This is a genomic window from Pseudomonas helleri (assembly GCF_045830615.1).
Classification (GTDB): Bacteria; Pseudomonadota; Gammaproteobacteria; order Pseudomonadales; family Pseudomonadaceae; genus Aquipseudomonas; species Aquipseudomonas helleri.
Genome location: NZ_CP174501.1, coordinates 834,032 through 859,595, shown reverse-complemented (window position 1 = coordinate 859,595; position 25,564 = coordinate 834,032). Strand labels below are relative to the sequence as shown.

At 54.9% G+C, this 25,564-nt stretch carries 20 protein-coding genes and 1 pseudogene; 13 read left to right on the top strand and 8 right to left on the bottom strand.

The window, feature by feature from the left end:
- Positions 1-160: 160 nt before the first annotated feature.
- The gene (locus ACJJU9_RS03995) at positions 161-2,881 is read right to left on the bottom strand and encodes an RHS repeat domain-containing protein (protein WP_407730111.1); all 2,721 of its coding nucleotides are present in this window, start codon (positions 2,879-2,881) and stop codon (positions 161-163) included.
- Positions 2,882-2,953: 72 nt separating this feature from the next.
- Here ACJJU9_RS03995 and ACJJU9_RS03990 point away from each other — a divergent pair.
- Positions 2,954-3,239, top strand: a pseudogene (locus ACJJU9_RS03990) (ATP-binding cassette domain-containing protein); the annotation flags it as partial.
- Positions 3,240-3,409: 170 nt separating this feature from the next.
- Here ACJJU9_RS03990 and ACJJU9_RS03985 read toward each other — a convergent pair.
- Positions 3,410-3,859, bottom strand: a complete 450-nt coding sequence (locus ACJJU9_RS03985) for a hypothetical protein (protein WP_407730110.1) — start codon at positions 3,857-3,859, stop codon at positions 3,410-3,412.
- 62 nt (positions 3,860-3,921) lie between these two features.
- Between ACJJU9_RS03985 and ACJJU9_RS03980 the strand changes: the two genes are divergently transcribed.
- The 4 genes from ACJJU9_RS03980 to ACJJU9_RS03965 all read left to right on the top strand — a co-directional run bounded on the left by ACJJU9_RS03980 (position 3,922) and on the right by ACJJU9_RS03965 (position 8,528).
- The gene (locus ACJJU9_RS03980) at positions 3,922-4,389 is read left to right on the top strand and encodes a hypothetical protein (protein WP_407730109.1); all 468 of its coding nucleotides are present in this window, start codon (positions 3,922-3,924) and stop codon (positions 4,387-4,389) included.
- A gap of 867 nt (positions 4,390-5,256) precedes the next feature.
- Positions 5,257-6,522 carry an alpha-xenorhabdolysin family binary toxin subunit A gene (locus ACJJU9_RS03975; RefSeq protein WP_407730108.1) on the top strand — a complete coding sequence of 422 codons (1,266 nt, stop codon included), beginning with the start codon at positions 5,257-5,259 and terminating at the stop codon, positions 6,520-6,522.
- 25 nt (positions 6,523-6,547) lie between these two features.
- Entirely contained in the window at positions 6,548-7,501 is a 954-nt protein-coding gene (locus ACJJU9_RS03970) for an alpha-xenorhabdolysin family binary toxin subunit B (protein WP_407730107.1), read from the top strand.
- Positions 7,502-7,619: 118 nt separating this feature from the next.
- A complete protein-coding gene (locus ACJJU9_RS03965) occupies positions 7,620-8,528 on the top strand; it encodes a hypothetical protein (RefSeq protein ID WP_407730106.1) in 909 nt (302 codons plus the stop codon).
- 80 nt (positions 8,529-8,608) lie between these two features.
- Here the strand turns inward: ACJJU9_RS03965 and ACJJU9_RS03960 are convergent, their stop codons facing one another.
- Positions 8,609-10,192 carry a peptide chain release factor 3 gene (locus ACJJU9_RS03960; protein ID WP_048367260.1) on the bottom strand — a complete coding sequence of 528 codons (1,584 nt, stop codon included), beginning with the start codon at positions 10,190-10,192 and terminating at the stop codon, positions 8,609-8,611.
- Positions 10,193-10,529: 337 nt separating this feature from the next.
- Here ACJJU9_RS03960 and ACJJU9_RS03955 point away from each other — a divergent pair, with 337 nt between their 5' ends.
- The 5 genes from ACJJU9_RS03955 to ACJJU9_RS03935 all read left to right on the top strand — a co-directional run bounded on the left by ACJJU9_RS03955 (position 10,530) and on the right by ACJJU9_RS03935 (position 15,502).
- Complete coding sequence (locus ACJJU9_RS03955; protein ID WP_407730105.1) at positions 10,530-11,246, top strand: ABC transporter permease; 717 nt, start codon at positions 10,530-10,532, stop codon at positions 11,244-11,246.
- 24 nt (positions 11,247-11,270) lie between these two features.
- Positions 11,271-12,164 (top strand): glycine betaine ABC transporter substrate-binding protein, encoded by an 894-nt coding sequence (locus ACJJU9_RS03950; RefSeq protein WP_048391634.1) that lies wholly within the window; start codon positions 11,271-11,273, stop codon positions 12,162-12,164.
- A 9-nt stretch (positions 12,165-12,173) separates the two neighbouring features.
- A complete protein-coding gene (locus ACJJU9_RS03945; protein ID WP_048367265.1) occupies positions 12,174-12,827 on the top strand; it encodes an ABC transporter permease in 654 nt (217 codons plus the stop codon).
- On the top strand, positions 12,824-13,981 hold the full coding sequence (locus ACJJU9_RS03940) for a betaine/proline/choline family ABC transporter ATP-binding protein (protein ID WP_048367267.1): 1,158 nt from the start codon (positions 12,824-12,826) through the stop codon (positions 13,979-13,981). Before ACJJU9_RS03945 ends, ACJJU9_RS03940 begins: the two co-directional genes overlap by 4 nt.
- 279 nt (positions 13,982-14,260) lie before the next feature.
- Positions 14,261-15,502 (top strand): hypothetical protein, encoded by a 1,242-nt coding sequence (locus ACJJU9_RS03935; RefSeq protein ID WP_407730104.1) that lies wholly within the window; start codon positions 14,261-14,263, stop codon positions 15,500-15,502.
- A gap of 89 nt (positions 15,503-15,591) precedes the next feature.
- Here the strand turns inward: ACJJU9_RS03935 and ACJJU9_RS03930 are convergent, their stop codons facing one another.
- Positions 15,592-16,572 (bottom strand): hypothetical protein, encoded by a 981-nt coding sequence (locus tag ACJJU9_RS03930; RefSeq protein ID WP_407730103.1) that lies wholly within the window; start codon positions 16,570-16,572, stop codon positions 15,592-15,594.
- Positions 16,573-16,875: 303 nt separating this feature from the next.
- Here ACJJU9_RS03930 and leuC point away from each other — a divergent pair, with 303 nt between their 5' ends.
- On the top strand, positions 16,876-18,297 hold the full coding sequence (leuC, locus tag ACJJU9_RS03925; RefSeq protein WP_407730946.1) for a 3-isopropylmalate dehydratase large subunit: 1,422 nt from the start codon (positions 16,876-16,878) through the stop codon (positions 18,295-18,297).
- Entirely contained in the window at positions 18,294-18,908 is a 615-nt protein-coding gene (gene leuD / locus ACJJU9_RS03920) for a 3-isopropylmalate dehydratase small subunit (RefSeq protein WP_173430595.1), read from the top strand. The genes leuC and leuD overlap by 4 nt, the downstream gene beginning before the upstream one ends.
- A gap of 86 nt (positions 18,909-18,994) precedes the next feature.
- Here leuD and ACJJU9_RS03915 read toward each other — a convergent pair whose 3' ends face one another.
- The 4 genes from ACJJU9_RS03915 to ACJJU9_RS03900 all read right to left on the bottom strand — a co-directional run bounded on the left by ACJJU9_RS03915 (position 18,995) and on the right by ACJJU9_RS03900 (position 23,086).
- Positions 18,995-19,912 carry a LysR substrate-binding domain-containing protein gene (locus tag ACJJU9_RS03915; RefSeq protein ID WP_407730102.1) on the bottom strand — a complete coding sequence of 306 codons (918 nt, stop codon included), beginning with the start codon at positions 19,910-19,912 and terminating at the stop codon, positions 18,995-18,997.
- 38 nt (positions 19,913-19,950) lie between these two features.
- Positions 19,951-20,826, bottom strand: coding sequence for an alpha/beta fold hydrolase (locus ACJJU9_RS03910; RefSeq protein WP_407730101.1), 876 nt, complete (start codon positions 20,824-20,826; stop codon positions 19,951-19,953).
- Positions 20,827-20,934: 108 nt separating this feature from the next.
- A complete protein-coding gene (locus tag ACJJU9_RS03905; protein WP_407730945.1) occupies positions 20,935-22,308 on the bottom strand; it encodes an ATP-binding protein in 1,374 nt (457 codons plus the stop codon).
- A 19-nt stretch (positions 22,309-22,327) separates the two neighbouring features.
- A complete protein-coding gene (locus ACJJU9_RS03900) occupies positions 22,328-23,086 on the bottom strand; it encodes a response regulator (protein WP_407730100.1) in 759 nt (252 codons plus the stop codon).
- Positions 23,087-23,270: 184 nt separating this feature from the next.
- Here ACJJU9_RS03900 and ACJJU9_RS03895 point away from each other — a divergent pair, with 184 nt between their 5' ends.
- Entirely contained in the window at positions 23,271-25,505 is a 2,235-nt protein-coding gene (locus ACJJU9_RS03895; protein ID WP_407730944.1) for a TonB-dependent siderophore receptor, read from the top strand.
- Positions 25,506-25,564: the final 59 nt, after the last annotated feature.

Sequence of the window (25,564 nt, the reverse complement as noted above, 5' to 3'; positions counted from 1 at the left end):
GCCGGCCGTTGCCGCAGCAATGGATATGTACCCAAGAATACCGAGATGGGTGGTTTTACGGCTGCACGCAGCCGATCGCAGCCTTCGTACCTCGTCAGCGACTACAGTCGCCTGTTTGCTGCGCGACGTCGAAGACGGGGCGGCCACTCCTGCCACGGCATCAGGAACGCCCCACTCTGCTTGCGTTGCCGCCATTGGGCTTACGACTCGCAATTGTCCGTTTCACTGCAGACTTCCACGCTAGCGTGGGATTGAAAAAATCAGGCACGACTGAAATATAAAAATTTTGCAGTCCGTGTTCATTTTTTCGCTCTACGCCCGTCGCACGCAACCCAAAATCCTTAAGAATCCTGGCGGTGCTTTTGCCATTGGGCGTATTGCCCAGAAAAACGCGATGCATCTGCGCGTGATGATTTTCCAGCCCACTGGTTTCTTTTAAGGTCCGATAGTTTTGTACATCAAATCTGATAATCATCGAAGGCAGTTTTCCGAAGAAGCCCATGGCTTTCGAAACCAGTCGGTATTGATGCCGCGTAATATCATTGGCAAAAAATTGCTGACCCGCGTAAGACTCTCGAAAGTTCTCTTTAAACACCCACTTTGAAGGCGTATACACATTCACAAAGATACCAGCCACAGCCTGAAAACCATCCCGAACAGTCATATCGGTAGAGACCAGCCCACTCTCCAGATCAACAGTGTTGATCATATTAAACTCCCGCTTACCCCCGGAGAATGACTGATAGTCAAGATCAAACAGCCTTTGAGCAATACCCTCGGTTGTATAGCTATTGCTCGCGTCATCTGCCGCTCTGCTATCGACACCCTCATAAGTGATCTGTTCATAAAAGTGATCGGATGACTCTACGGCCTCCAGGGCCACCTCTACATCAGCCTCATCATCGGTGGGCAGGGCCCCCAACACATCCAGTAGTGTCACCGGGTTATTGCGGACGAATCGATAAAGATTTAATCCATCAATATCGCTCAGAGGGTCAGGATTCAACCAATGCATTAGCCAAGGGGCATAATAACGAAGCCCGTAATAGACAAGGCCTGTTGCATCCTGCTCTCGCCCTGAGTAATGACGCGTTTTATAACGACACTCAACTTCGTTACGTCCTGCAAACCAAGCCGTTGTGCCGAAAGGATGATAGGTTTCCTGACTGATGATCCGAGCTTCGCTGTCCAACTCTATACAGTCAGAACCCAAATGATCGGTGAGACAGTAACGCACTGGATCGTTAGCACCTTCAGGTGGCGTAATGCACTGCAATACCCACGCCCGAGTACGCCCGGCATTTATACGGATCTCTTGAACGACTTTCTGGGTAACAGCGCACGTTCGTAACTCCAGGCCCGGGAGATAGCGTGTTTCCGAGATCAGTGTTCGAGCCTTGGTCTGGAGTAACCGTACCTTGCGACAACGCAGGCCATTGGCACCATAAACATAGAGTTCACTATCATTATTGCCATCCGGACGCGCTACAGGGTGCACTTCGCGCAACTGATTATGCGAATCCCACATCATTGATTGCCCGGCCTGGAGCATCAACCGGTTACCGTTGCCATCAAACGCCGCCGCGATTTCTTCTTCAGTGGGGGCGTCCCCCTCACGCTCGGGGAGTGCCCGGTTACTGTACTGTGCGATGGTCATCACCTGGCTATGGGTCTGTGGTCCCACGTGCACCAAGCTCAACACATTGCCACTGGCATCGTAGGTATACGTTTGCCGATAATTGCCCACCGCCCGGGTATCAGCAAAGCGATTGGAAAACGGCCCCTTGTTTAAACCGCCCGCCTCCCACCCTGTGGCTTCAATCAACTGGTACACGCTATCGTAGGCATAACGGTTAACGGGTTCCACACGCTGATTGGCAAAGTAGCGCGTGGATGAAACAGCGTCATCGGCACTGATTATGTTGCCGACCGGGTCGTGCTGATAGTGCACATCCTGCAAAACAAAGCCTGAAGAGCGTTGCGCTTTAATTCGAATCATCCGGCCACTGGCCGGGCAATACTGAACTGTACTCGTCACCCCGTTACCCGTGACTTCCTGTTCAATTTTATTTTGAGCGTTATATCCAATAGCACTGACAACACACTGCGGCGCGGACTGATTATTTAACTGCACGCTAACGGACTGTAGTTGACCGGCAATGCTGTATCGAAAAAACTGCTGATTACCCTTTGCATCCTTTTGCGCCACTGAATCGTTTTGAGCGTTATTGACCCACGTGGTGGTGGCTTGCTGGGTGAGTGGTTCAAGCAGTTCCTCCCGCTCTTGCCATTGGAGTGGCCAATCAGGCTCTACAAGATCACGAAGAAAACGCCGAGTCTGTGACGTCACACCACCATTGATAGCAAATTCATTAAACGTCTGAGTCCCCGCAGAGTCATCATGCCGAATCAAGCGCCCGCATTGGTTATGCCCGGAAAACTCATCACGACCATCGGCGTATTCATATCGCGCCGAACATATGCCTTCCTCAAACGTCGCCTTGATACGCATTGAACCGTCAAAGACACTCAGGCGCAGTCTGCTTTGGCTGTCCCATTGCTGGACACATTGCTGAGCATCATTAAACAAGTGGGTACGCTCTCCTGCATCTGAACGACCCGAATACACGCTTTTTTGCGTGAGTGAATAAACAACGTTCACATTGGAGGGTGCGCTTTGCGAGTGCAGTGCCCACAAACGCGGGTCCCACTGCGCCTGCAAGCGGCCCATGGCGTCATAAGCGTTTCGGTTTATCCGTTCATCGGCAGGGCCTGCCTCGGCTGAGCGGCAGAAACTCACAGTACGGACCTGCAAGCCACGCGGATCAAAAACCGCCAAGGTCGGGGTGTGCTGGCATAACAGCGTTGGTGAGCGAGGCATGAACATTACCTTTGCTTTGGCGGGGACTAATCAGCCGATGAACCACTGCTCTTAACCATAGCATTCGAATACTCCCTCAATGCTGCAGACCAAACAGAAGTGGCAGGCGCCAACAAGGCCGAACGCAAACAACTGCGCAAAGACGTGCAGATGGTCTTCCAAAGCCCCTACGCCTCACTTAACCCACGGCAAAAGGTCGGTGACCAACTGGCCGAGCCGCTGCTGATCACTATCGCCATGAGCACCAGCGAACGCCGCGAAAAGTTGCAGGCCATATTAAAGCAGGTCGGCATGCCCCCCTGAGCATTACCATCGCTACCCGCACATGTTCACGGGTGGCCAGATCCAGCGCTGCGCCTACTCGACCGTTTTTTGCAGGGTTAAGAAAACCGCCCGAGCAACCGGTCAACGCTCGATCATCGGAAACAGAAATCAACAGATGATCGAGCGTCGTCACTGACCGCCGGTTACTGAGCGCAGGATCAAGCCGATCTGACATTTATTGGCGGTACGTGTGAAACATCAGCGTTACTTGGAGTCCGGAGCCACCCACTCACCACTGCTGTTTCTCACGTACTGGACACTTGTGCCCTGCAAGTAGGTAAACACACCGGTGTCGTGATCAAACGTATCGCCGTTTTCATAGGTGTACAGCTCCCGGGCCGAGCTTTCAGGAGGCGCATCATCCTTACCCGCTTCAGGCGCCCTCAGATCAGGGAATTCCCACTGGCCGCTGCTATTTTTCACAGCCTGAACACTTACACCATCGGCAAACGTAAACACACCTGTCGTGTTATTAAACGTATTGCCATTGGCATAGACATAAAGTCCATCCGGTTTAGTAACACCTCCGTCAGGGTGTTTGACCGAACCATCAGTGAGTGCGACAGAGCCATCTGGATAGCTGACAGACCCGTTGGCATTAGGCTGACTCCCTTGCGGGTGTACGAGTGAGCGCTCGCCAGTGAGTTTATTCACGGTGTAAGCAACAGCCACCGGAGCAACGAAACTTTCCAGAACCGACCGAGCAAGATCGTTAAATGTATTTGAACCGCCACTGGCTGGCGCTGTTGCGGTTAGATTTGGCGGTTTTACAGCCGGTGGTTTTGGCGGCGTCCCAACCGGTGGTTTTGGCGGCGTTCCAACCGGTGGTTTTGGCGGCGTCCCAACCGGTGGTTTTGGCGGCGTTCCAACCGGTGGTTTTGGCGGCGTTCCAACCGGTGGTTTTGGCGGCGTTCCAACCGGTGGTTTTGGCGGCGTTCCAACCGGTGGTTTTGGCGGCGTTCCAACCGGTGGTTTTGGCGGCGTTCCAACCGGTGGTTTTGGCGGCGTTCCAACCGGTGGTTTTGGCGGCGTTCCAACCGGTGGTTTTGGCGGCGTTCCAACCGGTGGTTTTGGCGGCGTTCCAACCGGTGGTTTTGGCGGCGTTCCAACCGGTGGTTTTGGCGGCGTTCCAACCGGTGGTTTTGGCGGTTTTTCTACGGGAGGCTTTTTCACGGGTGGTTTGAAAAGCTTAATATCTAAAAACTTCGTACCGAGATTCGAGCCTCCATGCTCCTCCAATAACTCCACATCGTCTTCAACTGCACGATTGTCAGAATTTCTTCCTTCGGTTTTAAAGCCAGATTTATCATCGAATCCATTCATTTCTTTTATCCCTGATAGCCGCAAACATGGCGGCACTAAAATATTTATCAAACCTAATCTGCTGTTCAATGTCGTTTACTGCAGACACATGCAAAACACTAAATCAAAAAAACACTAAAAACAGCCACAACAGAAAAAACAGAAAAAACCTCAGCCCACTCACTGACTGTACGACAGCGCATTAAAACTTCTTATGTAGGACTACACCCTTGTCTATAAAGGCATTGGGATAACGCCTCACGATAATCCCCACAGAAAAAATTCATACACTTCCGGATCCAGACTCAACCAGCAGTGGCTATCGCAAAAATCGTTAATACGATTGAAAATCAACATCTGATAAGGGTTGCATTTAATCGCTACGGTGATCGCTAAATAACATTCAGCTTTTTTAACTTCGTCAGCCCAACGCACTCTCTGACTCAACTTATAGACATATATATTGTACGAAGCTTGCAATCTCGGCGTAGCCACTTTAGCAAACATATCGCCACCCAACTCCCCCCGCAACCTGCGATTTTCAACACACAAAAAATATACCTCACCTAATCAAGCAGTTAGTATCGAACCCCGAAACACCGTCACTCTACTCAAGCAACCAACACACTAGAGCGCCTTCACATCCTGGCTCTTTTTATTTCATACAATCCTGAGCTAGGGTATTTAACAACAAACAGCCATCCGCTTAACGCTATACAACTCATACGTTCACATTCATAAGGCCAACCATGAAACCTGATATTTCTACTGAAAGAACATCTACAGAATTCTCTTTCGACGAAATTGCTCATATAGCGAAGACCGCACCTAAAGAATTAATCAGTGCTTCAGTCGCGGAAAGGGACGACGTAAGCCGGGATCCCGGGCTTTTACTCACAAAGAAAGACATCATCAATATCAAAATATATGAAGCTACGGCTTTGGCACTCCCATACACCCTTGAAGACGTTCAAATTTATCTGAGATTTGGTAACGCGAATGACGGCGGACTTGGCCTCGCACACAAAGACTTTCTAAACACGTTTACCCAAACACGCGAGCATGCTTTACGTTGGGCGCCCTTAAATGACGAGATAAGGCTAACGGGCACCAAGCTTAAAATATTTTCGAGCCACATGATTATATATGGCGACTCGATAACAGACCTTAACACCGGAATAAAAAACTCCGAAGACATTAGAAAATACCTTGACTCAAACAACATAACCACACTTGCTCAATTAAAAAATATCGAGCTAATCTCAGACGTACACTTCCCTGGCATAGCGCTGGAGAAAGGCACAAAAAAAGACCTCGGCGCCTATTTATCACTCATATTTGAGGAAATTAATATTAATTTAAAAGAGACAGACACCCTCAATAGAAACATCATAAGCTTTAGCAATGATTTAACCAATCACGTGCTACCCAATATAAAAACACAGCTCAAATTAGTCAGCGACAACACCGTCCAGACTGACATAACCGAACTTAAACATTCGATAGATGAACGCTCTTTACGAATTGAAGAAAAAAACAAAGAGTACACATCTCTGGTAGAAAAATCTTTCGCCTCTGCGGCATCGCTAAATGTAGCGGGCCTAGGAATGGCTATTTATATGGGTGTGGAAGCCGAGAACACAAGGAACGAACGCAACCAATTAAGAGAGGAGCAGCGACAGGAAATCGAAAAACTCAGCCAAAAAAACCAGACCCTTGCCTCGTTGTATAGAGTCAAGCACGAATTAATAGGCCTTCAAAGCGTCACGTTTGACGCTGAGACTGCAACGAAAAACTTAAGACACGTGTGGAGCGCCATACTCAATTTTGTACAGGCCTCTAAAAAGTCAACAGAGAATATCAATGACACTGTAAGCCTTGGGCTGTTTATTCTTCATTTCAAGCTCGTGGTCGAACCATGGCGAGACATTCAAAAACATACCGACCTCTTTATTAAAATTTTCAAAGAGGCCGATCAAGAATACAAACGAATCCATACAAACAGCGCCCAGTAAACCCAGAATCCAATGGAGTTATAAAATGACAGCCCCTCTCTACATACCCGTCACCCCAACCATCATGGCGGGCAGCCTCAACTTTATGAAGGACAGCGCCAGCACCGCCGAAGCTCTTTTTATCAAATTCAACTGCCTGCCCTCACTGCACAGCCAACTCCAACAATTAATTATCGATGTCACAAATAGTGGTCAGACTTTACGCGATACGGCATTAATCGCAAAGATGTCGCTCGAAACAAACCTTAAAGCTCTGGCCTATCTCGAGATTGAATTAAAAAACGCCGAACATACCGATAAAGACATCCTCGCCGAACGTGATAATCTTCCTGCCAACGCTAAAAGCAAATTGCGCGACTTTAAAGACCAGTTATCCGCCCAAATGTCTAACATCGAAAGCCCATTATCCCCCAGCCTTACACAAGAGCACCTTAAAGAATTTAAAAAAGATCAGATAGAAGCTGAAGCTGCCCTGATCCTATTGAACGAACAAAAAATAAAATTTCAAGAGAAACGACAAATCCTTACCGATGCCATCGATGTGCTCTCACAAGGTAGCCCTGAAGCTATTTCAAAGAATGTTACCTTGACGCAGCAAAGCCTTACTCAACTCGGAATGGCCTCCCCGCACATAGCGGTCATACTGTTAGCCATTAATCAAATGAAAGAAACCATTGTCACGATTGGCGAGGGCACTCGATACAAGGATATGGTGAAACAGCGAGATACACTGGTAAGTAAAATAACCGTCCAGAGTACTTCCATAGCGTCAAAGCAAAAGCAAATAGTTGCCATCATGGGCAAGATTGAATTCATCGATACCCTACACACCATTGTCAACCTACTAAAAACTTACAGCTGTGAGTATCAGCACGTCATTGAAAATTTTGAATCATTCGCTGCACAGTCTGATGCAGACTTTAAAAGCAACGCCCAACAATTTATTACACTATTGACGCCTATTTCAAACCCTTGGTAAGTCACTAACTATAAACCACCCCTAAACTTGCCTTAGCGGTAAGTTTACAAACGACTGTCACTTAGTTCTACCCCCCAGTCAGCACGAAAGAACAGTCGTACTTTTTAAGCAACAGGCCATGAATGAAAACTTAACCGAAGCACAAACATTCATTACACTAAAAAGGTACCTTGTTTTTTTGAGCGAATTTCCCGGCATATTAGAACAGATGAAACTACGTTCAGATGACTATAAAGGAAGTGGCCATGAACTGTTTTCACCTCTCGATATACAAGCACTGATGCGGAACGCTGCGTCCAACGAAACTCATTGGCGATCTATCGTTGAGCTTGTCTCAGTGCTGGGGATTATGGGCAATCGAATAGTTGAGCAAACGTATCATTTTTTGCAAGAGTTCGAACACGAGGTGAAAAAGCTATCTCATTCAGCACAGACTAATACGCTGAAGGACCTTCCCCACCAGAACTTCACCCCTATCACCTCAGGAACGCATACCCCGCTTAATCATTCAAATATCAAAGACCTTATAAACAACCTGAGGGCTCTCGTAGAAGAATGCGCATTCACATCAACCTTATTCAGTCAGATGCTCATGGAGGACTCAAATACCACCCACTCTTTTTTTGCCCACTTTATTGACTCGCTGCTTACGCCTATCTGTCTGTGCCACCCGTCTGTATCGAAACTTTCAATTTACTATTACGATGAATTATTAAACTCAGTCTTTTCACAAGCCTACCTGACTCCTTTTTTAAAGCCCCTGAGTACTGCTAACAACTACGACAGTTATTTAAAAGCGCTGCGCGATCTACACGTGAGTGCCCGTCAGGCAGGCAGTGACCTTAGGTTTTTATGCTCTAGCATGTTACTTTTTTTTAAAAGAATTGATACAGGACTTAAATCCAACTCTCTACAAACCACACTCCGATTAGCCAGCACTTCGTTTATCCAGATCACATCATTGTTGGAGGGTTTAAAAGAGACAAGTCACGCACTGACAAGGCTCTCGTCAACGCTGCAGCTTTAATACGAAACTGTTTGGCATCAGTTATAAAGATTGAAGTCTGCTATCACTGAGCAACAGCGATAGCAGATTCAACAGACTACTTAGTGGTGCTCACGCGTTGCACGGAAGCTGATCTCAGGCCAACGCTCTTCCATCAACGCCAGGTTGACGCGGGTCGGGGCCAGGTAAGTCAGGTGCCCGCCGCCATCGACGGCCAGGTTTTCGACGGCCTTGTTGCTGAACTCTTCCATCTTCTTTTTATCGCTGCTGTCGATCCAGCGCGCCGAGTACACAGTGATTGGCTCGTAGGAGCATTCCACTTTGTATTCTTCTTTCAAGCGGCTCGCGACCACGTCGAACTGCAGCACACCGACGGCGCCCAGAATGATGTCGTTGCTGCGCTCCGGGAAGAACACCTGGGTGGCGCCTTCTTCGGCCAGTTGCTGCAAGCCTTGGCGCAACTGCTTGGACTTGAGCGGATCGCGCAGACGCACGCGACGGAACAGTTCCGGGGCGAAGTGCGGGATACCGGTGAAGCTGAGGTTTTCACCCTCGGTGAAGGTGTCACCGATCTGGATGGTGCCGTGGTTGTGCAAACCGATGATGTCGCCCGCGTAGGCTTCTTCGAGCTGTTCACGCTCGGAGGAGAAGAACGTCAGCGCATCGCCAATGCGCACGTCTTTGCCAGTACGCGCGTGGCGCATCTTCATGCCCTTTTCGTACTTGCCCGAGCAAATGCGCATAAAGGCGATACGGTCGCGGTGTTTAGGGTCCATGTTCGCCTGGATCTTGAACACGAAGCCGCTGAATTTTTCTTCAACCGGCTCAACCACACGCTCGTTGGCCACACGGGCCAGCGGCATCGGTGCCCAGTCAACCACCGCGTCCAGCACGTGGTCGACACCGAAGTTGCCCAGCGCCGTACCGAAGAACACCGGGGTCAGTTGACCGTCGAGGAACTCCTGCTGGTTGAACTCGTGGCAGGCGCCCTGCACCAGCTCAAGCTGTTCGACAAAACGATCGTACTCGTCACCCAGGTGGGCGCGGGCTTCGTCGGAGTCGAGCTTTTCGATGATCTTGGTTTCGGTGCGTTCATGACCGTGCCCGGCGGTGTAGACGATGATGTAGTCGTCTGCCAGGTGGTAAACGCCCTTGAAGTCGCGGTAGCAACCGATCGGCCAGGTGATCGGCGCTGCCTTGATTTTGAGGACGGCTTCGATCTCGTCAAGCAATTCGATCGGGTCACGAATGTCACGGTCGAGTTTGTTGATGAAGCTGACGATCGGCGTGTCACGCAGACGGCAAACGTCCATCAGGGCGATGGTCCGCGGCTCAACACCTTTACCGCCGTCGAGCACCATCAGCGCCGAGTCGACCGCCGTCAACGTGCGGTAGGTATCTTCCGAGAAGTCTTCGTGGCCCGGGGTGTCGAGCAGGTTGATCATGTGGTCGCGATACGGGAACTGCATGACCGACGTGGTAATCGAAATACCCCGTTGCTTTTCCATTTCCATCCAGTCGGAGGTGGCATGGCGGTCGGACTTTCGCGATTTCACCGTACCGGCGACCGCAATCGCCTTGCCCATCAGCAAGAGCTTCTCGGTGATGGTGGTTTTACCCGCATCGGGGTGGGAAATAATGGCGAAAGTGCGGCGTTTCGCGACTTCGGCGGCCTGATGGGTCATGGGAAATCGCCTGACGATTGATTCAAAAAAGGGCGCGGATTATAGCCCAAATCAGGGCCGTGCAGCCACCGTTCGCACCCTTGCTCGTCGGACAAGGGTGGCAATGTGCCGTAAAAAATGTGAACCTTTTAAACAGTGGAGGCGTCCATTCCTTTGATACGACAACGTGTCAGGGGCTGAATTATCAGCAAGTTAGTCTGACGAGGCTGCGCTAATGACAGGCAATTGGGGTGCATTTCGCCCCACCTGTTGCTCTTCGCGAACGCATTGCCGGCAGCCAGAAATGGCCTTGCCACACGGGAATGTGTCCGCCGACTGAAAAAAAAGGAGTCCGCCTATGGCTAATCGCTATGGTAAAGGGCTTATAGGATGCGCGGTTGTGATCGCGGTCCTGGCCCTGTTGGTCCACTGGATCGGCATAAGCACTATCGAACACTATCAAGATGATCTGTTGTTCTACCTGCAAGCCCACCTGTACCTCGTACTCGCTTCAATGTTTATCGCCCTCCTTGTAGGGATACCCGCTGGCATTGCGTTAAGCCGACCGAGCATGGTCGGGCATGCCGAACGTTTCATGCAGGTCTTCAACATCGGTAACACCGTTCCACCGCTTGCAGTACTGGCCATTGCCCTGGGTTTTCTGGGGATCGGCAGCGGGCCTGCTATCTTCGCGCTGTTTCTCGCCTCGTTGCTGCCCATTGTGCGCAACACCTACGAAGGCCTGAAAAACGTTCCTGCCTCACTCAAAGAAGCCGCTGTCGGTATCGGCATGACCCCGCGCCAAGTGCTGTGGCGCGTCGAATTGCCCAATGCCGTGCCCATCATCATGGGCGGCGTGCGGGTTGCACTGGCGATTAACGTCGGTACTGCGCCGCTGGCCTTCCTGATTGGCGCCAACAGCCTGGGCAGTCTGATTTTCCCTGGCATTGCCCTCAACAATCAGCCGCAATTGATCCTTGGCGCAGCCTGTACCGCGCTGTTGGCATTGCTGCTCGACGGCCTGGTGATACTCATCAGCCGCCGCTGGTTGGAACGCGGTCTGCGACCTTCATAGGTCGGGCTGAGGAAAGGAATAATCATGAAGAAAATTAGCTTGATATTAGGCTGCATCCTGCTGTTCGCAGGAATTGTTCAGGCCGCAGAAAAACCCACCATCCGTATCGGTGCGCGGGTGTTTACCGAGCAAACCCTGCTCGCGGAAATCACCGCCCAGTACCTCAACAGCAAGGGCTATAACGCCCAGGTAACCGGCGGCCTGGGCAGCAGCCTGGCACGCAGCGCCCATGAAACCGGACAACTGGACATGGTGTGGGAATACACCGGCGTGTCGCTGGTGGCCTACAACCACATCACCGAGAAGCTCGATAAAGATCACGCCTACGACCGCGTGAAAGAAGTCGATGCGAAAAAGGGCCTGATCTGGCTGCACCCGTCCAAGTTCAGCAACACCTATGCGCTGGCGTTGCCACAAAACGTGGCTGAAGAGTTCCCGGACATCAACACCATCAGCGACCTGGACAAGGCGCTGCGTGACCCGGAAAACAAAAACGCCCTGGTGGCACTCGACACCGAGTTCGCCAACCGCTCCGACGGTTTGCAAGGCATGGTCAAGCTGTACGACATGGACCTGACGCGCAAAAACATTCGCCAGATGGACGCAGGCCTGGTCTACACCGCCCTTAAAAACGGCCAGGTGTTTGCAGGGCTGGTGTACACCACTGACGGTCGTTTGAGCGCCTTCAACCTCAAGTTGCTCGACGACGACCTGCATTACTTCCCGGACTACACCGCCGCGCCGGTGGTGCGTAAAGCCTTCCTCGACGCGCACCCGGAGCTCGAAGCGCAACTCAAGCCGCTGGCTGACCTGCTGGACGACGAAACCATGCGCCAGCTCAACGCCCGGGTCGACGTTGACCACGAAAGCCCGTCCAAAGTCGCCGCAGATTTTCTGCGCCAACATCCACTCAACTGAGGAGAAGACATGGAATTTCTAAACGCCTTTTCCCACATGGACTGGTCGCTGGTCGCACACCTGACATGGCAGCACATCACTCTGGTCGGTATTGCCGTCACCCTGGCCATTGTGGTCGGCGTGCCGCTGGGCGTGCTGATGACCCGCTTCCCGTCGCTGGCAGGCCCCATGCAAGCCAGCGCCACGGTGATGCTGACCATTCCGTCGATTGCGCTGTTTGGTCTGTTGCTGCCGTTTTACTCGAAGTTCGGCCAGGGCCTCGGTCCGATGCCCGCCATTACCGCCGTGTTCCTGTATTCGCTGCTGCCGATCATGCGCAACACCTACCTCGCCCTCACCGGTGTTGAGCCAGGTATTCGTGAAGCTGCACGCGGCATCGGCATGACCTTCGGCCAGCGCCTGCGCATGGTTGAACTGCCCATCGCTGTACCGGTGATTCTGGCCGGTGTGCGCACCGCCGTGGTGATGAACATCGGTGTCATGACCATCGCCGCCACCATCGGTGCTGGTGGTCTGGGTGTACTTATTCTGGCTGCAATCAGCCGCAGCGACATGTCGATGCTGATCGTCGGCGCGGTCCTGGTCAGTGTTCTGGCCATCGTCGCTGACCTGCTTCTGCAATGGCTGCAACGCTCGTTGACTCCAAAAGGATTACTGAAATGATCGAACTTCAAAACCTCAGCAAGACCTTCCAAAGCAACGGCAAAGACGTCAAGGCCGTGGACTCGGTAAGCCTGACCGTCAACGAAGGCGAAATCTGCGTATTCCTCGGGCCATCGGGTTGCGGCAAAAGCACCACGCTGAAGATGATCAACCGCCTGATCAAACCGACCTCCGGCAAGATTTTGATCAACGGCGAAGACACCACCGACCTCGACGCGGTGACGCTGCGCCGCAACATTGGTTACGTGATTCAGCAGATCGGTCTGTTCCCGAACATGACCATCGAAGAAAACATCACCGTAGTGCCGCGCCTGCTGGGCTGGGACAAGCAAAAGTGCCATGACCGTGCCCGCGAACTGATGAGCATGATCAAGCTGGAACCCAAGCAGTACCTGCACCGCTATCCGCGTGAGCTGTCGGGTGGCCAGCAACAACGTATCGGCGTGATCCGCGCCCTCGCGGCCGACGCACCGCTGCTGTTGATGGACGAGCCGTTCGGTGCGGTCGACCCGATCAACCGCGAAATGATCCAGAACGAATTTTTCGAGATGCAGCGCGCGCTGAACAAGACCGTGATCATGGTCAGCCACGACATCGACGAAGCGATCAAGTTGGGTGACAAAATCGCCATCTTCCGTGGCGGCAAGCTGCTGCAGATGGACCACCCGGACACCCTGCTCGCGCATCCGGCGGACGACTTTGTCAGCAACTTTGTCGGCCAGGACAGCACGCTCAAGCGCTTGCTGCTGGTCAAGGCCGAAGACGCGGCCGACAACGCACCGTCGGTGAGCCCGGAAACGCCGGTGGCCGAAGCACTGGACCTGATGGACGAACTCGACCGCCGCTATGTCGTCGTTACCGACGCCGACAACAAGGCACTGGGTTATGTCCGTCGTCGCGACCTGCACCGTCAGACCGGCACCTGCGGCCAATTCCTGCGTGAATTCAACGCCACGGCGGCCTACGACGAACACTTGCGCATCCTGCTGTCGCGCATGTACGAGTTCAACCGCTCCTGGTTGCCGGTGATGGACGCCGAACGTGTGTTCCTCGGTGAAGTGACCCAGGAATCGATCGCCGCCTACCTGAGCTCGGGCCGTTCACGCGGGGCCAAAACCAGCATCGTTTCACCGGCTGAAATAGCCTCCGCTTAACCCCTGCCATTGGCCCCCCTCACAGCGCTGCCACAGCACTGTGAGGGGCGGTCCTGTCGCCCGCATCGCAGCCTCGTTTCTCGTCAGCGGCTACAACCAGCTCGACGTTTCAGCGTTATTTCACATCGTCGCTATTAAAACTAAGCCGACCATAATAAATCAATATCAAAACTGTTATTTCTAACAGTAGTAATTATTTTAAAACCCTATTAACTCGAACGCGCACACAACAAGACCATCACACTAAAATAAACAATGCGTTGAGAGGGGCAAAACATCATGAGTATTTCATCTCTAATAAAAGCCGATAATTCTGGCGCTGCGGATCCGCACTTTGGCAAAGAAGGCATTGCCGTTATTAACTCCTCGCACCTGACAACCGGCAATTCAAGTTGCGTGGTGGCCACACCGGATAACATGTTTCTGGCGACATGGGCAGCAAATACTCCAGACAACAGTACTGTCATGGGCATTGCGCGCCTTACAAACGATGGCGCGATGGATCGCACGTTTGGTGTCGAAGGCCTGGTTGAGTGCGTGTTCAAGCAAGGCCACCGTAACGTAGCATCCGGGCTCGCGTTGATGCCTGATACTCGCACGCTGTTATGGGGGCACTTTTTGGTAAACTCCGTCAAACCAGTGCCTGCACTGATCTGTGTGAAAAAGGACGGTGCTGTAGACAAGACATTTGCTGAACAAGGGGTTTTTGCAGTACCTGAGCCGCTTGAAAATGAATCCTATATGTTCAACTCTGCCTGTGTTTCTCCAGACAACAGTATCTTCATGGTGTATGGCAAAAGTTTAAATGGCCTGTGGACAACTTACATAACAAAGTTAATGCCTGACGGCACACTGGATGAGCGCTTTGCCGAACGTGGCGTGCGTGAATTTCAATATCATGGACAATCGACATCGCCCGGAGGCGTGCTGATGCTGAAGAACGGCCACCTCGTTGTTTTCAGCAGCGTGCTGAATAACGATGTGTTTATTGCCTGCTTTGATAGCCAGGGCGTTTTGGTGCCCGACTTTGCAGACCAAGGCGTTCTCACACTGGCTTACGACGACAAAACGTACTTGCAGTTCAGTCTTGTCGAAACACCCACCGGCCTGGTCAGTATCGGTAGCACAAATTTGAGGAGTGACCCGAATATCAGTCACGGCATGATGGTCGGGATAACCTTCAATGGGCAGCTGGATACGACGTTCAATCAGGCAAAACCCGTGATTATCACTTTCCCGGCAATATCTCCTCTTCAGTGTCATCAGATCGTTTGCCAGCCCGATGCAAAGTTGGTCATCGCGGGCTATAGAGCCGCGTCAGATCCTGCGCCGCAGGGGATGATTGGCCGCTATCTGTCAGACGGTACCCCGGACAACAGCTTTGGCCAGAAGGGTCTGGCATCCACCGGTACGTTCGTCCATACCTCATCAAAGCAAGGTATGGCGCTCTCACCCAAGAGGCGCATCGTATGTGCGGGTCGCCATGACAAGCACGGTGTCCTGGCAGGTTTTCTAGGCTGAGTACCGGGCCATTTATAGTGCATGGCCCGTCCTGATGATGGCTCGCATGCCTCTAGCTGCGAGCCTGATCCATGACCCGGACCATTAACTCATCGTTGGGTATGCAGGCTCGGTGCTTGATCTTCGGGAATAAATTGGAAAGTTGCTTGATCCGCTTCAGTGGCCGGCAAGGTAATGAGAATGATCGGAACCAGAATGCCCGTCTCCTTCAAAAAATCCTGTTGGTCATACTGCGCGCCAGCCTTGCCTGAACTGTCCAGGTAAAAGAACGCTTGAAGCGGTAATACATCACCTATGTCCTGATCCCACTTGGCGATTCTCAGCTCGTTGTAACTATCAATTAGAGGGTTGAATATCAAACGCTGAGCTTTGAGCCCTTCGGCAAATGCAATCGTCGCGTTTTCACCTAATGCTTCACGCACATTAAACCCGCACATGTCGCTATAACTGCCATATTGATTGTAATGCTCGACCCATCGTTCAGCCGTATTAATACCTTGTTCCTGGCACTCCCGGCTGGTTGGCCGATTGGGGCTTTGACCGCATCCCTGATCCTCCCTTACAACCGTCGCCCCATCCCGAGGGAAGAAACACAAAATGGACACACTGACTTTACCTTCAGGTGCAAGCAGGCGCGGATAAAAGATAAACCCATTCTTATAAATATAGAAATCTGTAATTATTATGTCTTTGCGCAAATACGAGAACGATACCCCGGTACCGCTGGGGTTGGGGTTCCAGGCATGATATTGGGTCGAAGGCGACGTCCCCCTGATGATGACACCTGAACATTCAAATGCGGCGGAGGGATTATGCGGCCGACATGCACTGACCGGGTTGTTGTAACGTTCGGTCAATGCCACTGCGGTTTCTTCACCTAAACGATTCAAGTGTTGAGTTGTCGCAGCAGACGTCGACGTATTAACACCCTCATGGCTAGCGCACGCTGTCAATAAAACGGTTAAAACTACCAGCAATAGTCTTGTCATTATCAGTACCTTAAGATGATTAAATGCAAACACGCTAAATGGCGCGAAGAACAACTGCGACAGCTTGGCGGCTTTAACCAATACAAACACCTGTAAGAACTGACAGTTATTTATAATTAAAGTGAATATGATTTTAACTTATCTGCCTTTGCAGTTCTTTCAGCGATCCAGACGTCGCACTAAAGGACGGTGAGGTAAAGCGCAAGTAGTTGGTTGAAGTAACACAAAAATCAATTACCCCCTAGCCGTGTCAAAAAAGTTCGCGCGCCGCGGCAATGTTTTATATCCAACACGATTCATGATCTGAGCCATCACTGCCTGGCCATTGATGGTGCACTGCCTGTCCTTATGATGGCTCGCATGCCTTTCGCTGCGAGCCTGACCATGACCCACGCCAAAACCCTCTATGACAAGCACATCGACGCGCACACCGTGTGCGCGCTCGATGACCAAGGGCATGTTTTGCTCTACATCGACCGTCAGGTCATCAACGAGTACACCAGCCCGCAAGCCTTCAGCGGTTTGCGCGAGGCCGGGCGTGATGTGTGGCGCCCGCACACTGCACTGGCGGTGGTTGACCATGTGAACCCGACCTCGCCGTTACGCGTTGCCGCCATGGCCGATGCGGGCGGGGCCTTGCAGGTGTCGTACCTGCAACAGAACTGCGAAAAGTTCGCCATCGAGCTGTTTGATGTGCTCGACAAGCGCCAGGGCATCGAACACGTCATCGCCCCGGAGCAAGGGTTTATCTTGCCCGGCATGGTGATCGCCGCCGGTGACAGCCACACCACCACCTACGGGGCATTGGGTGCGTTTGGATTCGGCATCGGCACTTCGGAAATCGAGCACCTGCTGGCCACCCAGACCCTGGTGTATAAACGCCTGAAAAGCATGCGTGTCACGGTTGAGGGCGAACTGGGCACAGGGCTGACCTCCAAAGACGTGATCATGGCCCTGATCGATAAAATCGGTGCCTCCGGCGCCAGCGGCTACGCCATCGAGTTTGCCGGTTCGACCATTGAGGGGCTGAGCGTCGAAGCGCGCATGACCATCTGCAACATGGCCGTCGAAGCCGGGGCTCGCGGCGCCTTTATGGCCCCCGATGACAAAGTCTTCGCCTACCTGCAACTCAAGCCGCGTGCCCCGCAAGGCGAACAATGGGAACGCGCCGTGGCCCGCTGGCGCTTGCTGTACAGCGACCCCGGCGCACAGTTCGATCAAGAAGTGCACCTGGACGCCACTGAGTTGCAGCCCATGGTCACCTGGGGCACCAGCCCCGACCAGGCCGCGACCATTGGCAGCACCGTGCCTGACCCGCAGGGCGTCAGCGATCTGATTCTGCGCCAAGACATGCGTCGCGCCTTAAGCTACATGGGCCTGGAGCCCGGCATGGCGCTGAACGAGGTGGTCATCAGCCACGCCTTTATCGGCTCCTGCACCAATGCCCGGATTGAAGATTTACGCGACGCGGCCCACGTGGTGCGCGGCCACAAGGTCGCAGCCCATGTACGCGCCATGATTGTTCCTGGCTCCACCCAGGTGCGCGATCAGGCAGAAGCGGAAGGCTTGGCGGCGATCTTTATCGAGGCTGGATTTGAGTGGCGTCAGTCTGGCTGCTCGATGTGCCTGGCGATGAACGATGACGTGCTCGCCCCCGGCGACCGCTGCGCCTCCAGCACCAACCGTAACTTCGAAGGCCGCCAGGGCGCCGGGGCACGCACCCACCTGATGAGCCCGGCTATGGTCGCGGCCGCCGCCATTACCGGGCACCTCACTGACGTTCGCCAACTTGCCGGGAGACTCTGAGCATGCAACCGTTCACCACCGTCAGCGGCAAGGCCGCGCCCCTGCTCGCCGCTAATATCGACACTGACGTGATCATGCCCAAGCAGTTTCTTAAAGGTATTGATCGCAACGGGCTGGACCGCGGCGTGTTTTTCGACCTGCGCTTTCTGCCCTCGGGCGAGCCCAACCCTGAGTTCATCCTCAACAAGCCCGCGTGGCAAGACGCGCGTTTTCTGGTCACCGGGCCGAACTTTGGCTGTGGTTCCAGCCGCGAGCATGCGGTGTGGGGCTTGAAACAATTGGGTATCCGCGCGCTCATTGGTAGCAGCTTCGCCGGGATTTTCTATGACAACTGCCAGCGCAACGGCGTGTTGGTGATCACCCTGGAAGACGTATTGGTGCAAGCGCTGGGCCGACTCATCAGCCAGCCCGAAACGGCCGAAATCACGATTGACCTGATCACGCAAAGCATCCGCCTGGCGGAGGGTTCAATGATTGAATTCAAGATCGACGATCTGCGCAAAAATGCGCTATTACAGGGGCTGGATGCGATTGGCAGCACCTTGCAGCGCAGCGCGCAGATTCGTGAATTTGAGCAACGGCATTTGCAGGCTAATCCCTGGTTAAGCTGAAAAGCGCCCTCACCCACTGCCCCCTGTAGGAGCGAGCTTGTCTCGCGATCTTTTAAAGATCAAAAGATCGCGAGACAAGCTCGCTCCTACGAGGTGGAAAGTTGTCGCAGGTGCGCCTGCAAAAACTCCACACACACCCGCAATTTGCCGGAATTGGCCAGCCGCGTCGGGTACACCGCCCATACGTCGGCGCTTTGCCGGTAGTCGGCCAGCACCTGCACCAGCCGCCCTTGCTGCAGCAGCGGTTTTACATCCCACATCGAGCGCAGCAACACACCGCGCCCGTCCAGCGCCCACTGCAATACGATTTCGCCGCTGTTGGAAGACAGCGGCCCGCTGACCCTCACGCTGGCCTCACCTTCCGGGCCTTGCAGTTGCCAGATACCAAACGCGTTGTCGCGCTCTTTTAGCACCAGGCAATCGTGCTGCTGCAAATCTTGCAGCGACTCAGGCACGCCCCGGCGCTTGAGGTAGTCGGGCGAGGCGCACAGTACGCGGTTGTTGGTCACTAGACGACGGCCGATGTGTTGACCGGCAATGTCATCGCCCACATGGATTTCCAGGTCGAACCCTTCATGCACAATGTCCACCACGCGATCAAACACATCGAGGCGGATTTCCAGTTCCGGGTACTGCTCGGCCAGTAACGAAATGGCCGGCGCGACATGGTTGCGGCCAAAGCCAAAGCTGCTGCACAGGTGCAAACGGCCACGGGGCGCGGTATGCGCTTCGGACAATTCGTCCTGCAATTGCTGAACATCGTCGAGGATGCGCACCGCCCAGCGCTGCACCCGCTCACCGTCGTCGGTCAGGGCGACACGTCGACTGGTGCGGTGCAGCAAGCGGCTGCCAAGGGTGGTTTCAAGGATCTGGATACGTTTGCTGACATAGGCCGGGGACAATCCCAGCTCTTCTGCCGCCGCGGCAAAGCCGCCCTTGCGCACAACCGTAAGGAACACCCGCAGGTCTTCAGGCAACGGCGCAGTGTCTTTTTTGGGCGGCATGGTCATGAACGCGTGGCGACAAGAATGCAGAGAATAGCTCAGCGCAAAAAAGGCAGCACGTGCTCAAGCAGCAATTGGGGGACTTCCTCGCCAATGTAGTGCCCGCACGGTAACGCCTGGCCACGCACATCGGTTGCGACTTTCTGCCATTCGGCCAGCGGGTCGAAACAGCGACCGACCGTCCCTTGCGCGCCCCACAGCACCAGCACCGGCAGGTTCAGGTGTCGACCGGCGTCGATGTCTTCGCGGTCATGCTCAAGGTCAATGCTGGCGCTGGCGCGGTAGTCCTCGCAGATCCCCCGCGCCGTACCCGGCAATTGAATGCAGCGCACGTATTCGGCCAGCGCGGGCGCCGTAAACGGCTGCAAACCGGCGCTGCGACTGCCCATCACGCTCAACAGGTATTGCTCGGGGTCGGCTTCGATCAGGCGCTCCGGCAGCGGCGCCGGGCGAATCAAAAAGAACCAGTGCCAGTAAGCCCGGGCAAAGGCTTCGTCGGTCTGCGCGTACATCGCCAGCGTCGGGGCGATGTCGAGCATCACCAAACGGGTGACGGCCTGCGGGTGATCCAGCGCCAGACGATGGGCCACACGGGCACCGCGATCATGGGCCAGCACCGAGAACTGCTCAAAGCCCAGGCTGTGCATTAACGCCAGCGAATCGCGGGCCATTTCACGCTTGCTGTAGTTGCTGTGATCGGCCACTGCTGCGGGCTTTTCGCTGTCGCCGTAACCGCGCAAGTCGGCCGCGATCACCGTGAAGTGCTCCGCCAATTGCTCAGCGACTTTGTGCCAGATGACATGCGTTTGCGGGTGACCATGGATCAACAACAAACCCGGCCCGCTGCCGCCGATACGGTAGGCAATGTGAACGCCATTGACCTGGCGCTGAGCTGTTTGAAATCCCGCGAACATGAGGCTGCTCCTTCTAATGATCAGCCCATGCTAGGGCCCTCAAATTTTGCTGCAAGGGCCAAACCGTGGCGGCTCGGTTCATGAAGTGTGAAACATCGCACCGTCCCCTCACTGAGCGGGCAAGAACACACAGGCGCTCAAACCGCCCCCTTCACGATTGCTCAGCGTCAGGCTGCCCTTGTGGCTGACGGCGATGCGCTTGGCGATACTCAGGCCCAAACCAAAACCGCCGGACTGATCGTTGCGCGAGTGATCGGCGCGCACGAACGGGTCGGTGATCGACTGCAACACCGCTGGCGCGATGCCCGGCCCGCGATCGTTGATGCGCAACGTCACGCCGCTAGACGAGCGCTCGACCTCAAGGGTGATGTCGCGGGCATAGGCTTGTGCGTTTACCAGCAAGTTCTGCAAGCAACGGTGCAACAGCACGCCGTTGGCGTAGATCATCCCGCCCCGGCCGCTGATGGGTAACGGCTCGGCGGGGGTCGACAACTCTGCGCACAGGTTGCGCAACACACTGTCGACATCAATGAACTGGCACGTGTGCTGGTTGGCGCTCTGCAAATAGACGAGTACCTGGGTAATCATCTTGTCCATCTGGTAGATGTTCTGCTTCAAGCGATCACGCTGATCAACATCGCTCAATCGCTCGATGCGCAAGCGCATGCGGGTCAATGGCGTGCGCAGGTCGTGGGACACCGCCGCGAGAAAAAAGCTCTGGTCATTGACCATCGCAATAATCTGTTTTTGCATGGCGTTAAAGGTCTGGGCGGCCTGACGAACCTCCAGCGGCCCCTCAACCGCCAACGGCTTCTGATCCAGGTTATCGCCCAGCGCATTGGCGGCATCACTCAGCCGTTTAAGCGGACGCAGGCACAGCCGCACCGCCAGCCAGCACATCCCGATCACGCCGATAATGCGCACCACATAGACCCGCAGAATGTAGTCGGCAATCAACGCCCACGCCGACTCGCCGCTCCAGCCCTGTAACTCGTGCCCCTCGATGCTCAACCAGTGACCGTCGCCCAGCGGCACCGCGAAGTCGATATGCGCAGTGGCCGTTTGCAGGCCAAACAGGCTGCGCCAGACCAGCGGCTGGCCCTCGGCATCGGTAAGGTCGACCTCGATCATTTCAACCGTGGGCTCATGCCCCAATTCATACGCCAACGCCTGTTTTAACAGCAGCGCTGTGCGTCGGGCAGCACGATCGTTTTCAGGTTGGCTATCGGGTTTCGAGGCCAGGCATCTGACCGTGTAATTGGCCGGGGCTGTTTGCGGCTGCCCCGGCACACAACCGGGCTGGTCAATCAGTGGTGCGGTGCGGCTGGCCATTAGCCGGACCGGGGCTTCGAGCACCTGTGCATAACGCACGTCGAACCAGATGCTGCTCGACAACAATTGAATGGCCAGCGTGCCGCTGACCAGAATCAGCGTCAGTTGGCCAAACAAGGTTTTCGGCCACAGGCGCCTCACACCCTTCAGCAGCAGGTCGCGCACCGGGCTAAACCGCCGCTTCAGGGCTGGAGACACTCAACAGGTAGCCTTCATTGCGCACGGTCACGATCTGCACGGGCCCGTCCTTGAAATGCTGGCGCAGGCGGCTGATGCACATGTCGATCGAGCGGTCGTCGGGCGCGTATTCACGGCCCATTGCACTCAGCGTTAATTGATCGCGGGACAGCACCTGCTCACGGGCCTGGAGCAAATCACGCAACACCCTGAAATCGGAGCGCGGCAAGGTCAGGGTCTGGCCATCCGGGGTGTGCAGCAGGCGCTTTACATCATCGAGACGATAAGCGGCGAACTCGCGGTGGGTCGTGACCGGGCGATCCACAACGGGCTCGGCCCGAGTTTGTCGGCGCATCACCGCCTTGATTCTGGCCACCAGCTCACGGGGCTCGAAAGGCTTGGTCAGGTAATCGTCGGCGCCCACCTCCAGGCCAATGATGCGATCCAGCGCTGAGCCCTTGGCCGACAGCATGATGACGCTCAGACCGGGGCGCGACTGCAACTGGCGGCACAGGCTGAGGCCGTCTTCGCCCGGCAGCATGACATCCAGCACCACCAGGTCGACCGCCTGGCGCTCAAGGTGCGCCCACATCTGCACGCCATCGGCGGCGGCCAGCACCTGATCGCCGTTCTCACTCAGGTAGTCGCAGAGCAACTCGCGGATTTCATCGTCGTCATCCACCACCAACAGCGTCTTGGCGGCTGCGAGGGGTTTGGGGGTGGGCAAAACGTACTGCTCATTACATTCCATTACATACCCACACATATCCGTAATAGTGCCTGACGGCGCGATACCTAAAATGCTACCAAACATTATCTGCAAATACGAAGTATTACCAATGACAACGCAGGGCATGATGACGGATCTCTCAGCACGACCTTTGATGTTAAGCACCCCTTCTCGCCTTTCAGCTCCCCGCAGCCCTGTCGCAATCATGGTCGCCATGGGCCTCAGTGCAATGCTCGGCATGACCAGCCAACAGGCTGGCGCCGCGCCGCTGGAACTCGACACTCTGAATGTTCAGGGCACCCAGCCCTCCGCCGATGAAAGCAGCGGCCAACTGGGTTACACCGTCAAGAGCACCACCAGTTCGACGGGTATGAAACTCACCCCGCGCCAGACGCCACAGTCGGTCACCACCATCACTCAGGAACAAATGGCCGACCGCCAGATCACTAATATCGAGCAAGCGCTGGACAGCGCTCCCGGCATCACCATGAGCAAGTCGGAAGTGGGCGGGCGCACCGAGTACCGGGCACGCGGTTATCCGATCACCAACTGGAAAACCGACGGCCTGCAGTTCCCGGGCGGCTCGGACTTCAGCGGCGCCGGTAACTCGCTGAACATGGACATGTACGAACGTATCGACATCGTTCGCGGTGCCAATGGCCTGTTGGGCGGCACGGGCGACCCGTCGGCCACCGTCAACCTGATGCGCAAACGTCCGGGCTTCGAGTTTGGCGGCCGTGCTTACGCCACCTATGGCAGTTGGGACAAACGGCGCCTGGGCGCTGATCTCAACGTGCCCTTGTCAGAAGATGGCCGCTTGCGCTCGCGCCTGGTCATGACCCAAGAAGACTCCAACTCTTTCCGCGACCATCAGTCCGACCGTTCGCGGGCCGCGCTGGCCAACTTTGAATTTGACCTGACCGACGCCACAACCCTGGGCGCCGGCTATCAATACGAGTACTACAAGAACGTCGGCGGCGGCTGGGGCGCGAATATCCCGATCTGGTACGGCGATGGCAGTAAAACCCACCTGCCGCGCAGCACCAACGTGGTGCCGAGCTGGAGTTTTGGCGAATACACCACGCGTACGGCGTTCGGCTCGCTGGAGCATCGTTTTGACAATGACTGGACGCTCAACGTCAAAGCCTCGCAAAGCACCACTGAAGCGTTGAATCACCGTGGGCTGGCCAAGGTTAACTCCAAAGGCGGCGGCGCCTTCGGCGGTTACTGGAACCAGGATGGCACCGGCGCCGTACTCAACGGCCTGCACAGCTCCACCGACACCACCCAGCAATCGGCACAAGTCGACGTGACCGGCCCATTCAGCCTGTTCGGCCGTACCCATCAGGCCATGTTCGGCTATAACGACAGCCGCACCGTCGCCTGGTCGCCTCAGTACCGTTGCAACATGGTCAGCGATGACCGCACCAGCGCCAGCGCGCTGGGGTGCCAGTTCCGCGCCAACAACGGCTTCCCGATTACCGACTGGCACAACGGGGTGGACAGCGACTACCGGATCAACGCCTACAAGACCGGCCTGCACACCAAAACCACCACCCGCCTGCAAGGCATGTATGCGGCCACCCGCCTGAGCATTACCGACCCGTTGTCGGTGATCCTCGGCGCGCGCATCAGCGATTACAGCAGCACCACGTTGTCGACCAACGGTGCGCGCAGCAATCAACAACAAAACGGTATCGTCACGCCTTACCTGGGCGCGGTGTATGACCTCAACGACACCTACTCGCTGTACGCCAGCTACACCGACATCTTCAGCCCGCAAAGCGAAGAAAACGCCAACGGCAACAAGATCGAGCCGATTCGCGGTCAGGGCTACGAAACCGGTATTAAAGGTGAATGGTTCGACGGACAGGTCAATGCGCAAGCGGCCTACTTCCTGACCCGCCAGGAAAACAAGGCGGTGACCGATGGCGCCAATACCACGCCCACCGGTAACCAGGCCTACACCACGGGCACCGGCGTAGAGACCGAAGGTATCGACCTCGAAGTCTCCGGTGCCTTGACGCCCAACTGGAATGTCTACGGTGGCTACACCTACCTGCACTTTCGCCGCCTCAACGCCGACGGCCAAAGTGACCCGTCGCACTTGTTCAAGGCCTCGACCACCTATCGCTTGTCGGGTGCACTTGATCGCCTGACCGTGGGCACCGGCGTCACCGCGCAAACCAGCATTCGCGCCACCTCCACCCCGGCGGGCATTCCCACCAATGGTGTGAGCCGCGGCCCCACCGACGTGACGTGGGCGGGTTATGCCATCTGGAGCGCAATGGCCAAATACGACCTCACCGATGACACGGCCGTGACCCTGAATGCCAACAACCTCTTCGACAAAACCTACTACACCCGATACGGCTTCTATGCAGGCGCCATTTATGGTGATCCGCGCAGCCTGTCGTTGACCCTGAGTACTGCATTTTGAGGCCCGGCCCGATCCTTCCCCCCAGGTAAGCCACGCTTCAATGTGCAACTACCGAAGCC